Annotated in this window: 15 protein-coding genes and 2 pseudogenes; 6 read left to right on the top strand and 11 right to left on the bottom strand. The window is 74.7% G+C overall.

The window, feature by feature from the left end:
- Positions 1–24: 24 nt before the first annotated feature.
- Entirely contained in the window at positions 25–1,236 is a 1,212-nt protein-coding gene (locus tag IE180_RS26965; RefSeq protein ID WP_190159556.1) for a cytochrome P450, read from the bottom strand.
- Between the two features lie 121 nt (positions 1,237–1,357).
- A complete protein-coding gene (locus IE180_RS26960) occupies positions 1,358–1,906 on the bottom strand; it encodes an FHA domain-containing protein (RefSeq protein WP_190159555.1) in 549 nt (182 codons plus the stop codon).
- Positions 1,907–2,106: 200 nt separating this feature from the next.
- Here IE180_RS26960 and IE180_RS26955 point away from each other — a divergent pair.
- Together IE180_RS26955 and treZ are read left to right on the top strand one after the other, a co-directional pair.
- Positions 2,107–2,520: pseudogene (locus IE180_RS26955) on the top strand (GNAT family N-acetyltransferase); the annotation flags it as partial.
- Between the two features lie 34 nt (positions 2,521–2,554).
- Complete coding sequence (gene treZ / locus IE180_RS26950) at positions 2,555–4,306, top strand: malto-oligosyltrehalose trehalohydrolase (RefSeq protein WP_190159601.1); 1,752 nt, start codon at positions 2,555–2,557, stop codon at positions 4,304–4,306.
- A gap of 115 nt (positions 4,307–4,421) precedes the next feature.
- Here the strand turns inward: treZ and IE180_RS26945 are convergent, their stop codons facing one another.
- From IE180_RS26945 to IE180_RS26930, 4 genes are all read right to left on the bottom strand, one after another.
- Entirely contained in the window at positions 4,422–5,564 is a 1,143-nt protein-coding gene (locus tag IE180_RS26945; protein WP_190159554.1) for an aminopeptidase P family protein, read from the bottom strand.
- Between the two features lie 90 nt (positions 5,565–5,654).
- A complete protein-coding gene (locus IE180_RS26940; RefSeq protein ID WP_190159553.1) occupies positions 5,655–6,614 on the bottom strand; it encodes a DUF1444 domain-containing protein in 960 nt (319 codons plus the stop codon).
- Positions 6,615–6,663: 49 nt separating this feature from the next.
- On the bottom strand, positions 6,664–7,545 hold the full coding sequence (locus tag IE180_RS26935; protein WP_190159552.1) for a LysR family transcriptional regulator: 882 nt from the start codon (positions 7,543–7,545) through the stop codon (positions 6,664–6,666).
- A 4-nt stretch (positions 7,546–7,549) separates the two neighbouring features.
- A complete protein-coding gene (locus tag IE180_RS26930; protein ID WP_190159551.1) occupies positions 7,550–8,074 on the bottom strand; it encodes a tetratricopeptide repeat protein in 525 nt (174 codons plus the stop codon).
- Between the two features lie 96 nt (positions 8,075–8,170).
- Between IE180_RS26930 and IE180_RS26925 the strand changes: the two genes are divergently transcribed.
- The 3 genes from IE180_RS26925 to IE180_RS26915 all read left to right on the top strand — a co-directional run bounded on the left by IE180_RS26925 (position 8,171) and on the right by IE180_RS26915 (position 9,788).
- Positions 8,171–8,905: a CTP synthase C-terminal region-related (seleno)protein gene (locus IE180_RS26925; RefSeq protein ID WP_190159550.1), complete on the top strand. Its 735-nt coding sequence runs from the start codon at positions 8,171–8,173 to the stop codon at positions 8,903–8,905.
- A gap of 95 nt (positions 8,906–9,000) precedes the next feature.
- Entirely contained in the window at positions 9,001–9,327 is a 327-nt protein-coding gene (locus tag IE180_RS26920; protein WP_190159549.1) for a hypothetical protein, read from the top strand.
- On the top strand, positions 9,324–9,788 hold the full coding sequence (locus IE180_RS26915; protein ID WP_229860929.1) for an SUKH-3 domain-containing protein: 465 nt from the start codon (positions 9,324–9,326) through the stop codon (positions 9,786–9,788). Before IE180_RS26920 ends, IE180_RS26915 begins: the two co-directional genes overlap by 4 nt.
- 14 nt (positions 9,789–9,802) lie before the next feature.
- Here IE180_RS26915 and IE180_RS26910 read toward each other — a convergent pair whose 3' ends face one another.
- The 3 genes and pseudogenes from IE180_RS26910 to IE180_RS37410 form a co-directional block, all read right to left on the bottom strand.
- On the bottom strand, positions 9,803–10,588 hold the full coding sequence (locus IE180_RS26910; RefSeq protein WP_190159547.1) for an SDR family NAD(P)-dependent oxidoreductase: 786 nt from the start codon (positions 10,586–10,588) through the stop codon (positions 9,803–9,805).
- A 77-nt stretch (positions 10,589–10,665) separates the two neighbouring features.
- The gene (locus tag IE180_RS37250; protein WP_190159546.1) at positions 10,666–11,373 is read right to left on the bottom strand and encodes a DUF4232 domain-containing protein; all 708 of its coding nucleotides are present in this window, start codon (positions 11,371–11,373) and stop codon (positions 10,666–10,668) included.
- 127 nt (positions 11,374–11,500) lie between these two features.
- Positions 11,501–11,602: pseudogene (locus tag IE180_RS37410) on the bottom strand (DUF397 domain-containing protein); the annotation flags it as partial.
- Between the two features lie 240 nt (positions 11,603–11,842).
- On the opposite strand from IE180_RS37410, the gene IE180_RS26895 reads away from it, so the two are divergent.
- Positions 11,843–12,310 carry an ATP-binding protein gene (locus tag IE180_RS26895; protein WP_190159545.1) on the top strand — a complete coding sequence of 156 codons (468 nt, stop codon included), beginning with the start codon at positions 11,843–11,845 and terminating at the stop codon, positions 12,308–12,310.
- Here IE180_RS26895 and fusA read toward each other — a convergent pair.
- Complete coding sequence (gene fusA, locus IE180_RS26890) at positions 12,270–14,276, bottom strand: elongation factor G (protein ID WP_190159544.1); 2,007 nt, start codon at positions 14,274–14,276, stop codon at positions 12,270–12,272. The two genes, IE180_RS26895 and fusA, sit on opposite strands and share 41 nt — an antisense overlap.
- Before the next feature lie 274 nt (positions 14,277–14,550).
- Positions 14,551–14,958, bottom strand: a complete 408-nt coding sequence (locus IE180_RS26885) for a VOC family protein (RefSeq protein ID WP_190159543.1) — start codon at positions 14,956–14,958, stop codon at positions 14,551–14,553.
- Between the last annotated feature and the right edge of the window lie 19 nt (positions 14,959–14,977).

Here is a 14,977-nt window from a genome sequence, read left to right as displayed (position 1 = left end):
ACCCTAACAACAATCGGGGACCGCTCAGCCGCCCGGGCGGACGATCAGGCTGCGCGGGGCGCGCGTGATGAGGCCCGTGAAGGTGGGGCGGAAGCCGTCGGCGAGGCGCAGGCGGGGCATGGCCGTGAAGAGGGCGCGCAGGGCGTACTCCGCTTCGAACCCGGCGAGGAGGACCGCCGGGCAGAAACCGGCCCCGTAGGTGAGCTGTCCCGGGTCGTCGCGGAACGGATCGAAGCGGTCGGGCTCACGGAAGCGCTCGGGGTCGCGGCCCGCCGAGCCGACGAGCAGGGCGACGGACGCGCCCGCCGGGACGACGCCGCCGCTCACCGGCACCTCTGCGCCGGTGCGGCGCACCGCGATCTGCACGGGCGGGTCCCTGCGCAGCGACTCGGCCCAGGCACGGGCGACGAAGCCGGCGGGTGCGTCGCGGAGGGCGGCGACCTGGTCCGGGTCGGCGAGGACGTTGCCGAGGAAGGAGGCGAGCGCCTTCTCCCGTACGGCGATCTGGCCGCCGCACTCCCCCGCGAGCGCGCCCGCCGCCCGGCCGCGGACGAGCCGCATCATGTCGCGGTAGGGCACGCCGACGGCCGCGGCGACGGTACCGGCCGGCAGCCAGTGGCAGAAGTCGGCGACCAGGTCCGCCTGGGACCGTTCGGCGATCCGGCGCGCCAGGACGTGGGCGGTGCGTTCGGTGACGGAGCGCAGGACCTCGACGTCGACGTCGACGTGGGCCCGCGCGCACGGCGGGTCGCCGGGCCGGTGCCCGTGCGTGAAGCGTTCGTCGGTGAGCGCGGTGGCCACGTCCGCGTACCGGCTGAGGACCCAGGCCCGCAGCAGCGGGTCGTACGTGAGGGGGAACTCCTCGCGCAGGGTCCGGTGGATCCTGTGCGGGTCCAGCGAGGCGCCGGGGTCGAGGGGGCTCGGCGCGACGGTCCGCCCGCCGGGCGGGCCGGCCGGGGTCCGTACGCGTCCGGGGACGGACGGCCGTCCGGTGCCGGGGGTACGGGCCGTGGTGCCGGACGCGGCAGGGGTGCCGGGAGTGCGGGCCGGAGCGTCGGCACCGGACGCGGTGAGGGTGCCGGTCGGGGGGCCGCCGGTTCGGGCCTGCTTCGCGCGGGCCGCGGCGGCCGGCGTCGCCGGAGCCATCGACGGCAGTCGCGTCCAGGGGTCCCCGGCCTCCTCCGGCCGCTCGCTCCGCATGACCCGGTCCGGCTCGCGGTTCGGCGCGTCGCTCATCTCGCCCCCTGTCGATCGGCGGTGGGTGCCGCGGCCGGAGATCATGGCGCGCGTCCGCCCAGCCCATCACCGCGCGGCCCGCACCGCCCGTCACGTACCGCCGAACGGGTGAGGGCGGGGGTCAGTCGTGCGACAGCCGGAAGGACATCTGGCCGAAGCCGACCACGTCGCCCGCCCGCACGACCACGGCGCCGGCGACCCGCCGTCCGTTGACGGTGGTGCCGTTGGTGGAGCCGAGGTCGCGCAGCACCCACATCCCGCCCTGCAGCGAGAGTTCGGCGTGCAGCCGGGAGGCCGTCTCGTGGCTGAGGCGCAGCCCGTTGACCGGGTCGCGCCCGATCCGCAGCGGGTGCGGGCCGGGGTGGGGCAGCAGCAGCTTCGGGAGCCGCTCCGCGCTCCAGGCCCGCCCGATCCGTGCCGTGAACGCGGACATCCGCTCCACCGCCCCGACCACCCGCCGGGTCCAGGTGCCCTCGGTCCGCAGGTCGGCGGTGAGCAGGGCGAGTTCGTCCGGCCGGCGGGCCTGGAGCGCGCGCTCCATCCGGAAGAGGAAGGTGTCGTGCGAGAGGCGGCCCTGAGCGGCACCCTCACGGAGCAGCCCCAGCGCGCGGTCCCGCTCGGCGTCGGTCAGCCGAGGGGAGTTCGCCGGAAGCTCGAAAGGGGTCGTCACATCCGAGATTGTCGGTCCGTCGCCCCCGACGTGTCCAGAAGGGCCGCTGACCTGGAAACTCCGCACCGCCCGCGGCGGGTTCGCTGTCACGGTCCGCGGACCCGCCCATCACAGATCCCCCGGGGGACCACGACGTGGCCACGTCTTCCGCACCGCCCGCCGCCGACCTCCGCATCCGCCCGCTCACCGGGCCGGAAGGGGCCGATCCGGCCTCCGGCCTGTCGGCGCGGGAGGCGGCGGAGGCGCACTACGACGAGGAACCCGCGCGCTGCTCCTCGCCGCGCGCCTGGTGGCGCGTCGCCGAACTGCCGGGGAGCGGCGAACCGGTCGGCTCCGTCGTGCCCGCGCGGAACGACCACCACCACGTCATCGCGTACCTCGGTGTGCTGCCCGCCCACCGCGGGCACGGATACGTCGACGACATCCTGGCGGAGGGGACCCGGATCCTGGCCTCCACCGGCGTGCCCCGGATCCGTGCGGCGACGGACCTGGGGAACGTGCCGATGGAGGCGTCCTTCGCCCGCGCGGGCCACGGGACGTTCGAGCGAGCGGTCAACTGCGTGGGGGACGCTCCGGGCGCGTCGGGGTCCCGACTGCCAGGATGGTCGCGGTAGCCGTGCTGGAGTGACCGTCGACGAGGGGATTCCCGTGCTCTTCGAGGTGTGGGCGCCGAGCGCCCGTGACCGGGTGACGCTGGAGCTGAACGGCTCCGCCCATCCCCTGGACCGGGACGCCGAACGGGACGGCTGGTGGACGGGCGTGGTGCCCGCCGAGCACGGCGACCGGTACGGCTTCTCGCTCGACGGCGGGCCCGTGCTGCCCGACCCGCGCTCGCGCCGGCTGCCCGACGGGCCCGACGGCCTGAGCGCGGTCGTCGACCACTCGGCGTACGCCTGGCGCCACGAGTCCCCGCGACTGCGGCTGCGCGGCGCCGTCCTGTACGAGCTGCACGTCGGCACCTTCACCCCGGAGGGCACGCTCGACGCGGCGGCCGCGCGGCTCGGGGAGCTCGCGGGCCTCGGCATCACCCATGTGGAGCTGATGCCGCTGTGCCCGTTCCCCGGGGTGTGGGGCTGGGGGTACGACGGGGTGGCCCCGTGGGCGGTCCACGAGCCGTACGGCGGGCCGGAGGCGCTGAAGCGGTTCACGGACGCGGCGCACGGCCTCGGCATGGGCGTGGTCCTCGACGTGGTGCACAACCACCTGGGCCCGTCCGGGAACCATCTCCCCTCCTTCGGTCCGTACTTCACCGAGACCCACCACACGCCGTGGGGTGCGGCGGTGAACCTGGACGCGCCGGGTTCGGACGAGGTCCGGTCGTACTTCCTGGGGAGCGCGCTCGCCTGGCTGCGGGACTACCGGATCGACGGGCTGCGGCTCGACGCGGTGCACGCCCTCGCCGACACGCGGGCGCTGACCTTCCTGGAGGAACTGTCGGCGGCCGTGGACGAGTTGGCGAAGGAGCAGGGACGCCAGCACTTCCTGATCGCCGAGTCCGACCTCGCCGATCCGCGCACGACCACCCCGCGCGCGCTCGGCGGCCTCGGGGTGCACGCCCAGTGGAACGACGACTTCCACCACGCCCTGCACACCGCCCTGACCGGCGAGGCCCAGGGCTACTACGCCGACTTCGCGCGCGCCCCGATGGCGGCGCTCGCCAAGACCCTCACCCGCGTCTTCTTCCACGACGGCACGTACTCCGCCTTCCGCGGCCGCCACCACGGCCGCCCGGTGGACCGGGAGCGCACCCCCGCCCACCGCTTCCTGGGGTACGCGCAGACGCACGACCAGATCGGCAACCGGGCCCTCGGCGACCGCCTCTCGGCCTCGCTCTCCCCCGGACTGCTCGCCTGCGCGGCGACGCTCGTCCTCACCGGCCCGTCGGTGCCGATGCTGTTCATGGGCGAGGAGTGGGGGGCGGGCACGCCCTGGATGTACTTCACCGACCACACCGACCCGGAGCTGGCCGAGGCCGTACGGCGGGGCCGCAAGCGGGAGTTCGCCGCGCACGGCTGGTCCGAGGACGAGGTTCCCGACCCCCAGGAGCCGGCCACCCGCGACCGCTCGGTCCTCGACCGCTCCGAGCGCGAGCGGGACCCGCACAAGCGGCTCCTGGCCTGGCACCGTCAGCTCATCGCACTGCGCCGCACCCTGCCGGACCTGACGGACCCGGACCTGGCGGGCGTGAAGGTCGCCTTCGACGAGGAGGCCCGCTGGCTGGTCTTCCGGCGCGGGGACCTGCGGGTGGCCGTGAACCTGGGCGAGGAGCCGGCGGTGATCCCCCTCGGCTCCAACGGCCGCGACCGGGTCCTGGCCTCCTGGGACCCGGTCGAGCCGCCGGCGGCGGACGGGCTCCTCGGCCTCCCCGGCGAGTCGGCGGTCGTCCTCGCCGACGGCTGAGGCGGTCGTCCCCACCGACGGCCGGGCGGTCGTCCCCACCGACGGCCGGGCGGTCGCCCCCACCGACGGCCGGGCGGTCGCCCTCACCGACGGCCGGCCGGGCCGTCCGCGGGCGCTACTCGACGACGGCCATCTCGTGCGGGGTGTTGTTGAAGCGGCGCCCCGCGCCGTCCTCGGTGGCCGTGACGATGTCCTCGATGCGGACGCCGAAGCGGCCGGGGAGGTAGACGCCCGGTTCGATGGAGAAGCACATGCCGGGGACGATGGGGAGCTCCTCGCCCTCGATCATGTACGGCGGCTCGTGGGTGGTGACGCCGATGCCGTGGCCGGTGCGGTGGATGAAGTACTCGCCGTAGCCGGCGTCCGTGATGACCTTGCGGGCCGCCCGGTCGACCTCCTGGCAGGCGACCCCGGGGCGCACCGCCTCGAAGCCGGCCTGCTGGGCCTCGCGGACGAGGTCGTGGACGCGGCGCTCCTCGTCGGTGGGCTCGCCGACGTGGACGGTGCGGGTGGTGTCGGAGCCGTAGCCGTGCTTGAGGCCGCCGAAGTCGAGGACGACCATGTCGCCGCGCTCGATGACCCGGTCGCCGGCCTCGTGGTGCGGGTTGGCGCCGTTGGGGCCGGAGCCGACGACGGTGAAGTCGACCTGCGAGTGGCCGGACTCCATGAGGAGCCGGGCGAGGTCGGCGGCGACGTCGGTCTCCTTGCGGCCGGCGAACCGGACCTTGAGGATCTCGCCGTACGCCCGGTCGGCGGCGGCCCCGGCGGCCGCGATCCGGGCCAGCTCGTGGGCGTCCTTGACGCCCCGGAGCATCGGCAGGGCTTCGGTGAGGGAGACGTACGAGGTGCCGGGCAGGGCCTGCTGGAGGCCGAGGAGGTGCATGGCCCAGGCGTTGTCGCTGACGCCGAAGCGGCCGTCGGCGTCGAGGAGCGGGGCGGTGACGGCGTACGGGTCCTTGCCGTCGGTCCAGTCGCGCAGGGTGAGCGCGGCGGCCCCGGCGGCCTTCTCGGCGTCGGGCGCCTCCAGGGTCGGGACGACGAGCACCGGTTCCCGGCCGACGGCGAGGACGAGGACGGTGAGCCGCTCGGTGATCGCGGTGGGCCGGTAGCCGGTGAGGTACACGAGGTCGGGCCCGGGGGCGACGAGCACGCCCGCGAGTCCGGCGTCGGCGGCGGACTCGACGGCCCGGGCCATCCGGGCCCGGTAGTCGTCCGCGGTGAAGGGCACGACTTCTTCGGGGGTGTCCGTGCTCGGCATGGTGGCTCTCCTCGACGTCATCGTCCGGTACGACGTACAGCATCCTGCCGGGCGGGGACGCGGGCCGCGACCGGATGCGCGGCCGCCGGTTCAGCGTCGGTCGGGGCCCTGGGCGATGAGCCGTTCCAGGAGCTCGTGGAAGTCGTCGCCGACGACGATCCGCAGGTCGCCCCGCTCCTCGTCGTGCTCGCTGAGCTGGGTGAGCGTGCCGCCCCGCCACCAGAAGACGTACGGGCTGATGGCCCCGGGCACGTCCTCGTACCCGGCGGCGGCGAAGGAGGCCATCGCGCCGAGGGCCGGGATGATCGAGGTGTCCCGGATGGGGTGGAAGGCGAGCTGGTGCCGGAAGGGCAGGGCGACGAGGGCGCCGTGCTCGCCGAGCGGGAGGCCGGTGACCCGCCGGACGACGCCGTCGAGGTCGAGGACGCGGCTCGCGGTGTAGAAGGAGTCGCCGAGGATGACCTCGAAGCACATGCCGTCGGCGTCGCGGACGGTCTCGTGCTCCTCGACGGGCAGTCCGCGCAGGTTGCGCAGGGCCCGGTCGCGCAGCTGCGCGTGGTCCCCGAGCCGTTCGAGCGCCTCGTCGGTGAGCATCATGACGCTCTCGGGCAGGTCGAGGGCGAGGACCTCGTAGAGGCCGGGGGCGACGGTCCTGGCGTAGCCGAAGGCACCGGCGTCGATGCCGTCCCCGCTGACGATCCGGGGGTAGAGCTGGGCGCGGATCTGCTCGGGCGGCAGGGTGTCGAGCGCGGAGGGGCCGTCCATGGCGCGGACGACGAGGCCGATGTGACGGTCGATCATGTCGGGCCAGACGCGGGGGCCGCGCCGGTCCTGGTGGCAGACGGCGGCGAGGTTGCCGAGGCCGAAGCGGCGGCCCTTGTCGTCGACGACGTGGTCGGCGTAGACGGTGACCTCCAGGCCGAGCTCGGCGAAGGTCTGGCGGACCCGGCCGCGGAAGAGCGCGGCCTCGCGCTGGGAGAAGTACGCGAACCCGGGATCCCTCGGTGCGTCGTCGCCGTCCCGTCTGGGTCCTCGTCGCAGCCACCCCACGCCCGTCCGCCTTCCGTCGCCGTTGCGCCCAGGGTAGCGACTGCGGGTGTCAGCCCTTCAGCCGTCCCGTGAACTCGGCCACGGGACCGGGCGGTTCGCCGTGGGCGCCCGCCGGCAGGAGGAGTTCGACACGGTGGACGAGCCGGGGCGCGACCAGGGGGACGGCGGCGGCACCGGGGGCGCCGTCCGCCGCGGACAGCGGCAGCAGGACGAGCCCGTGCCCGGCGGCGGCCAGGGCGGCGAGGGTGCGGGTGTCGGCGCCCTCGTAGCGCAGGGCGGTGCGGAAGCCGCGCCCCGCGGGGCCGCCGTGGACGGCCCGCAGCCGGTCGAGGGGGATGCCGGCGGCGGGGGCGTCCAGCCAGCGGGCGTCGACGAGGTCGTCGAGGCGGAGTCCGGGACGTCGGGCGAGGGGGTGCCGGCCGGGCAGGACGACGGCGAGCGGTTCCTCGGCGACGCCGGTCGCGGCGAGCGGGGCGACGTCGGGCAGCCGCAGCGGGTCGCTGGGGGCGGCGATGCCGTCGACGAGCCCGGCGTCGGCCTCGCCGGTGGCGACGGCGACGGGCACCCTCTCGCGGGGCAGGGCCCGCAGGGTGACACCGGTGGCGGGCAGGGCGGCGAGGACGCGGGCGGTGAGGGCGAGCGGGGAGGCGGCGACGTCCAGGGTCGCGCGGGGCGCGGCGGTGAACCGGTCGAGGTCGGCGCGGGCCGCGTCGAGGCGGAGCAGCAGCGCCCCGGCGTGTTCGAGCAGCCGCTCCCCGGCCGGGGTGGGGGCGACGGGCCGCCGGGTGAGCAGGGGCAGTCCGAGGTCGCTCTCCAGGGCGGCGATGTGCTGGGAGACGGCGGACTGGGTGTAGCCGAGGTCGCGCGCCGCCTCGGAGAAGGAGGCGAGGCGGGCGACGGTGACGTACGTGCGGAGGAGGTGCGGGTCCATGGGGTCAGGACCCGGAGGGGGTCTTCAGCAGGTCCTTGGCGTAGTGGGCGAGGGAGCGGTTGTAGCGGGGCAGCAGGGGCGCGAGGGCGCCGAGGGCGAGGGAGGCGGCCTCGCGGTCGCGGCCGGTGTCGGCGAGGGCGAGGGCGAGGAAGGCGTCGACGGCGCCGGAGAGCGCCCGCTCGTCGGCGTCGAGCCGGTCGGCGGGGAGGGCGCGCTCGGCGGTGAGGAGTTCGACGCTGCGGTCGGGGCGGCCGAGGTTGCGCAGGCTGCTGGCGAGCTGGATGACGGCCCGTCGGCGGCGCAGGCCGGTGAGGCCGAGGTCGAGGGCCCGCTGGTAGTGGGCGACGGCTTCCTCTGGCATGCCGGTGGAGTCGTGGGCGGCGCCCTGCTCGAAGACGGCGGCCGGGTCGTCGGCGGGCCTTTCGGCGGCGAGTGCGGCGACGCGGGCGCGGAAGTCGGCGGGCTCGTGCTCGTCGAGGCGCTCCCAGAGCGCGGCGACGCGGGTGTCCCAGTCGAGATCGTTCGTCATGGGGCCACCCTATCCGGAGGGTCATAAGCGTTCGTGATGGCAAGTGCAGGAATCATCGTTGGACGTGAACGAGGGTGCCCGCCCAGCATGGTGGCCATGAACACGAACACGCCCGCCCACCCGCACGTCCCCCGGATCGCCCTGGTCGGCGACCGCTCCCCGCACGTCCGCTCGCACGTCCGCGTCCCGGTCCTCCTGGACGCCCTCGCCGAGCGGGACGGGATCGCGCTCGACGCGTACTGGATCCCGTCGGTCGACGCGGGGGCCCCGGGCGCGGTGGAGGGCTTCGACGCGGTGTGGGTGCTGCCGGGCAGCCCGTACGCCAGCGAGGCGGGGGTGCTCGCGGCGATCCGTACGGCCCGCGAGGACGGCATCCCGTTCCTCGGCACCTGCGCCGGCTTCCAGCACGCCCTGATCGAGTACGCGCGGGACGTCTGCGGCCTGGAGCGGGCGGCGCACGCCGAGAACGACCCGACGGCCGACGCGCACGACCTGCTGATCGCGCCGCTGGCCTGCTCGCTCGTGGGCCATGAGGGCGTCGTACGGGTCACCCCCGGCTCGCTCGCCGAGAAGGCGCTCGGCGCGGAGCGGACGACGGAGCGGTACCACTGCGACTACGGCCCGGACAGCCGCCACCTGGACACCCTGCGGGCGCACGGCCTGCGCTTCACGGGCGCGGACGAGGAGGGCGGCATCCGCATCGCCGAACTCCCCTCGCACCCCTTCTTCCTCGCGACCCTCTTCCAGCCGGAACTGGCGGGCGACGGCACCGTGCCGCACCCGCTGGTCCGGGCGCTGGCGGTGGCGGCGACCACGCACGCGCGCACCTAGGACGGCGGTTCACCGACCTGCAGGACGGCGTCGCCACCAGCCGCTCCGGCGCCACCGGGGGAGCCGGCCGGAGGACCCCCGACCCGCACCCGGCGATGCGGTCGATCTACGATCAGGTCGACCGGAAGATCAGGGCCGAGGGCGGTTCCCCCGGTGCGGGCCATGGAAAGTGCGCCGGGGCGAACCTCGTCTCGGACCGGCTCCGGCGGCTGGGCCCCGTCGGCACCGGGATCGCCTCGGTCGGCCACGTCCGCGACGCCGTGAAGGGCTCCCAGGTCCACGGCGCGCAGATCGGCGGGCAGGTCAAGGCCCACCCCTCGGTCACGGCGAGCACGAGCCGCCGTGCCGGTCCCGCGCGATGGCCATGGACGTGGTCGGCGTCACGACGTACGCAGGACAAGGAGCACACGTGCCGCAGATGAACACCCCGGAGGACGTCGACGCCTGGTTCCGGGAGCACGGGTGGTTCCCGGGACGGGACGTCGCCGAGCAGGCGGCGGCGTTCGTGGCGGAGGTCGTCGAGGAGACCCGGAACGCAGGGTTCCCCGTCGAGCCGTTCACCGCCGCCACCGAATTCCTCGCCGAGCACGCGGGCCTCCGCCTGACCCTCGACGCGCGGCGCGGGGATCACCTGCACTTCGAGCCGGTCATCGTCCGGGACAGCACCGCCGAGGAGATCGCGGAGCTGAGCCGCAACCTGGGCGTGCGGCTCTTCCCCGTCGGCTGGGACTCCTCGGAGGGCGAGGTGATCGTCGTGGACGAGCGGAGCCGGTTCTTCTGCCTGCACCACACCGGCAACTACTACATGGGCACCGGCAAGTACGGGGCGATGACCGACCTCTACGGGTATCCCATGCAGGACGCGGAGGACTTCCACGTCTGACCCGAGCGCCGTCCTCAGTGGACGGAGAAGCCGCCGTCCACGAAGAGCGACTGGCCCGTGACGTACGCGGAGGAGGCGCTCGCCAGGAAGACGGCCGCGCCCGCGAAGTCCTCCGCCAGGCCGTTGCGGCCGACCATCGTGCGGGCGGCCAGGGCGGCCACCTTCTCCGGGTCGGAGGAGAGGCGCCGGTTGAGCGGGGTCATCACGAAGCCGGGGACCAGGGTGTTGGCGGTGACCCCGTACGGGGACCAGGCCTCGGCCTGCGAACGGGCCAGCGACTCCAGGGCGCCCTTGGACACCCCGTACGCCCCGCTCCGGACGAACGCGCGGTGCGCCTGCTGCGAGGTGATGTGGATGATCCGGCCGAAGCCCCGCTCGGCCATCCCGGGCCCGAAGCGCTGCCCGAGGAGGAACGGCGCCTCCAGGTTCACGGTCATCGTCGTGTCCCACACCTCCTCACCCAGCTCGCCGAACGGCGGACGGAGGTTGACGCCGGCCGAGTTCACCAGGACGTCCGGCTCACCGAAGGCGGCCACCGCGGCCTCCGCCCCCGCCTTGATGCCCTCCCGGGTGCTCAGGTCGGCGCTCACCCAGGCCGCCCGACAGCCGTCGGCCGTCAACTCGTCGACCGTCGCCACGAGTTCGGCCTCCTTGCGGGCCAGGACCACCACGCTCGCCCCCGCGCGGGCCAGGGCCCCGGCGACGGCCCTGCCGATGCCGGAACTGCCGCCGGTGACCAGGGCGTTCCGCCCCTGGAGCGAGAACAGGCCGGAGAGGTAGCCGGCGGGGCTCGTGCTCATCGTGTCGCTCCTCGTGTCGTACGGCGCAGGCCGGCCGCGTGCGGCGGACGGCCTGCCCCCGCATCCTGGCACACGGGTCACCTGGCCTTGAACACGAACCTTTCGACCTCGCCGCGGTCGAGGTTCCAGAACGTGACCGACGGCTTCTGGCCGACGGTGACGAACTGGACGTCGTCGGACAGCGCGACGTCGATCGGCGACCCGGCGTCGCCGCTCTCCGGGTCCTGGTACGCGATGCCGAACGACTCGTACGTCTTCGTCCTCTCGCCGCCCAGGAACAGCTTCACCCCCGCGTACGCCTTCTCCTTCGGCCCGATCGTGGCGAGGGCCTTCGCCGGGGACTCCATCGGCGGGAGCGGACCGTCGGTGTCCTGTCCGAAGGTGATGAAGGGGTAGTGGTGGAGCGTGCAGGGCTTGTCGGTGACGTTGGTGGCCGTGATCAGGAGGTGCTGACCCGAGTCGTGCGCCCAGTACGACGTGCCGATCGAGAGGTCCTGGTCGCCGCAGGCCGGGGCGTTCTCCTTGCTGCCGCCACCGGAGCCGGTGCCGGAGGCCGTGGCGCCGGGCTTCGCGGAGCGGGTCGCGGTGGGCCGCGGGGCCTCGGTGGTCGGGTTCGCGGTGGTCGGCCGGGCGGAGGCGGTCGCGCTCGCGGTACCGGACGGGGCCGGGCTCGCCGCCCCGTCCCCCGCACCGCCGTCCGGCCCGCACGCCGTGGACGAGAGGAGCGCGGCGGCGGCCGCGGCTCCCAGGGCGTACCTCTTCCAGCTCCTGCGGGCAGCGCGCATGGTGGTCCCCCGTGTATGACGCATGGCTCGAACGTGTTGCCGACGAGCCGATTCTGCTCGGGGACGGCCGCCCCATTCGGCTTTGCTCCGGCTCGTTACGAACCGAGGACATGGAGGTGATGCTTCCTCAGCCGAGCTGACCGATGGACTCCGTCCAGGCCGAGGGAGCCAGGGCGAGGCGGGGACCGGTGGGGTTCTCGGAGTCGCGGACGTGGACGGTGGTGGGGCCGGTGGCGACCTCGGCTCAGTTGTCGCCGCTTCCGCTGCTGTAGCCGCTCTTGGACCAGGCCAGTCCGGTGGTGCTCATCGCGCTCCTCGAATCTCCCGCAATAGGCCCACGGATGCTTCTACCGAACCCGTCCAGTTTCACCGAAAGTGACCGACACGGTCCAGAGAGTGAACCCGTACGCTGTGCGGCGTACGGGTCTCTGAGCCGGCAACTCCCGCCGCGCGACGCGAGATCGGCCCCATGCCCTCCCCCGCGATCCGCGAACCGGCCGTCACCGTACGTGCGTTCGCCCGGCGCTTCAGCCCGGCCCCGCGCGGCGCCCGCCTCGCCCGCCGGCTCGCCCTCCACCAGCTGGGCCGCTGGCACCTCCCGTACGGCTCCGAGACCTCCGACGCCGTCGGGCTGCTCGTCGCCGAGCCCGCCGCCGACGCCGTCACCCACGGCCGGGTGCCCGGGCGCGACTTCGAGCCGACGCTCGCGTACGCGCCCGGGCCGCGGCTCCGGATCGACGCCTCCGACGCCCGGGGCGAGCGGCGCCCGGCGCCCGTGGCCGCGGGGGCCCTCGACGAGGGCGGCCGGGGCCTGCTCCTCGTCGAGGCGCTCGCCTCGCGGTGGGCGGTGCCCGACCGCGTACCGGTCGGGAAGACCGTACGGGCCGAGCTCGGCCTCAGCCCCGGAGCGCCTCGTACCCGGCCGGACGGGTGGTGAAGGTGCCGCGGCCCTGGGTGCGGCCCCGGAGGCGGGACGCGTAGCCGAAGAGTTCGGCCAGCGGGACCGTCGCCGACACCACCGCCGTGCCGGAGCGGATCGTCGAGTCCGTGACCCTGCCCCGGCGGGCCGCGAGGTCGCCGAGGACCGGGCCGACCGACTCGGCGGGCACGGTGACCGTCACCTCGGCCACCGGCTCCAGCAGGGTCATCACGCTCGCGCGGAGCGCCTCGCGCAGGGCGAAGCGGCCCGCCGTACGGAACGCCATCTCCGAGGAGTCCTTCGGATGCGTGGCGCCGTCCGTGAGCGTGACCCGGACGCCCGTCACCGGGTGGCCGCCGAGGGGACCCTCGACGAGGGCGTCCCGGCAGCCGGCCTCGACCGCGCGGACGTACTCCTGCGGGACGCGGCCGCCCGTGACCGTGGAGGCGAAGACGAACTCCTCGTTCTCCGTCGGTTCGACGTCGATGACGACGTGGGCGAACTGGCCCGCGCCGCCGTCCTGTTTGACGTGGCGGTGCAGCAGGCCGGTGACGCCCTTCGCCACCGTCTCCCGGTACGCCACCTGCGGGCGGCCGACCGTGACCTCCAGGCCCCGGTCGCGCCGCAGCTTCTCCACCGCGACCTCCAGGTGCAGCTCGCCGAGACCGGACAGGACCGTCTGGCCCGTCTCCGGGTCGGACCGCACCACGAGCGACGGGTCCTCGTCCGTCATCCGGGCGAGGGCCGCCGCGAGCCGGCCCGTGTCCGTGCCGCGGCGGGCCTCCACGGCGACCGAGACCACCGGGTCGGCGGTCGTCGGCGGTTCGAGGACGACCGGCGCGTCCGGGGCGCACAGCGTCGCCCCGGCGCGGGCGGACTTCGGCCCGACGACGGCGACGATGTCACCGGCGCGCGCCGACTCCACCTCCGTCGCCCGGTCGGCCTGGACGCGCAGGATGCGGGCGATCCGCTCCGTACGTCCGGCGGTGGTGTCGAGCACGGTGTCCCCCTTCCCGAGCGTGCCCGCGTAGACGCGGAGGTAGGTCATGCGGCCGGTGGCCGTCGCGTTCACCTTGAAGGCGAGCGCGGTGAACGGCGCCTCCGGGTCCGCCGGGACCTCGCCGCGCACCGGCGGCATGTCCGACGGGGCCGGGAGGTACGCGACGACGGCGTCGAGCAGCGGTTCGATGCCCCGGTCGCGGTACGCCGAGCCGCACAGCACGACCACGGCCTCCCCGGAGAGGGTGAGGTCGCGCAGGGCGCTCGTGAGGACGTCCTCGGAGAGCGCGTTCCGCTCGCAGAACTCCTCCAGGGCGCGCGGGTGCAGCTCCGCGACCGTCTCCTCCAGGCGCCGCCTGCGGTGGCGGGCCTCGTCCCGGAGGTCGTCGGGGACCGGCAGGTCGGCGAAAGCGTCGGCGCCGTCGGCCCACACGTACGCCCGCATCCGGACCAGGTCCACGACGCCCGTGAAGCCGTCCTCGCGCCCGATGGGCAGCTGGACGGGGAGCGGGACGGTGCCGAGGCGGTCCCGGATCGACGCCACGGCGGCGTCGAGCTCCGCGCCCGCGCGGTCCAGCTTGTTGACGAACGCGATCCTCGGCACCCCGTGCCGGTCGGCCTGGCGCCACACCGTCTCGCTCTGCGGCTCGACGCCCGCGACGGCGTCGAAGACGGCGACGGCGCCGTCGAGGACGCGCAGCGAGCGCTCGACCTCGTCGGAGAAGTCGACGTGCCCGGGCGTGTCGATGAGGTTGATCCGGTGGCCCGCCCAGTCGCAGCTGACGGCCGCGGCGAAGATCGTGATGCCCCGGTCCCGCTCCTGCGGGTCGAAGTCGGTGACGGTCGTGCCGTCGTGGACCTCGCCGCGCTTGTGGGTGGCGCCGGTCAGGAACAGGAACCGCTCGGTGACGGTGGTCTTGCCGGCGTCGACGTGGGCGAGGATGCCGAGGTTGCGGACGCTTCGGGTGGTGGTGTCGGTACGCACGGTGTGTCGTGCCTTTCGCTGCTGCGTGGGAAGGGGCAGCGCGATTCCCGTGTCGCGTACGTCGTCCGTACGTGGTCAGTACGTCGGCGGGTACGCCACGGGTCGGCGATGGCGGGCGCGCAGCCGCCACCGGCCGGAGCGAGAGGCGAGGATCACGTCGAAGCGGCGCGTACGCACGGTCAGCTCTCCTCGGTGGATGCTCGCGGCACGGCACACCGGTCGGTGTGCCGTGCCGCGAGTGTAGGGAGGGCCGCCGCGCGGGCGACACCGGTTTTCACCCGGCGGGCTGGAGGAGGTCCCAGCGGTTGCCGTAGAGGTCCTCGAAGACGGCGACCGAGCCGTAGGGCTCGTGGCGGGGCTCCTCCAGGAACTTCACCCCGGCGGCCGTCATGCGCTCGTGGTCGTCGGCGAAGTCCTCCGTGTGGAGGAAGAAGCCGACCCGGCCGCCCGACTGGTTGCCGACCGAGGCCTCCTGCTCCTCGTTCTTCGCGCGAGCGAGCAGCAGCCCGGTGTTGCCGAGGCCGCCGACGCCGGCCGCGCCCCGCGGACGGACGACGACCCAGCGGCTTCCGTCGCCGCGGTCGGTGTCCTCGACCAGCTCGAAGCCGAGGGCGTCGGTGTAGAAGGCGATGGCCTCGTCGTATTCACGGACGACGAGGGTGACGAGTGCGATGGACGGCATTTCCTCAACGTAATACGCG

Origin of the sequence: Streptomyces litmocidini (genome assembly GCF_014649755.1) — a bacterium.
GTDB classification, from domain to species: Bacteria; Actinomycetota; Actinomycetes; order Streptomycetales; family Streptomycetaceae; genus Streptomyces; species Streptomyces litmocidini.
Note: the sequence above shows the minus strand (reverse complement) of the source record. Positions and strands in the feature narration are given on the sequence as shown.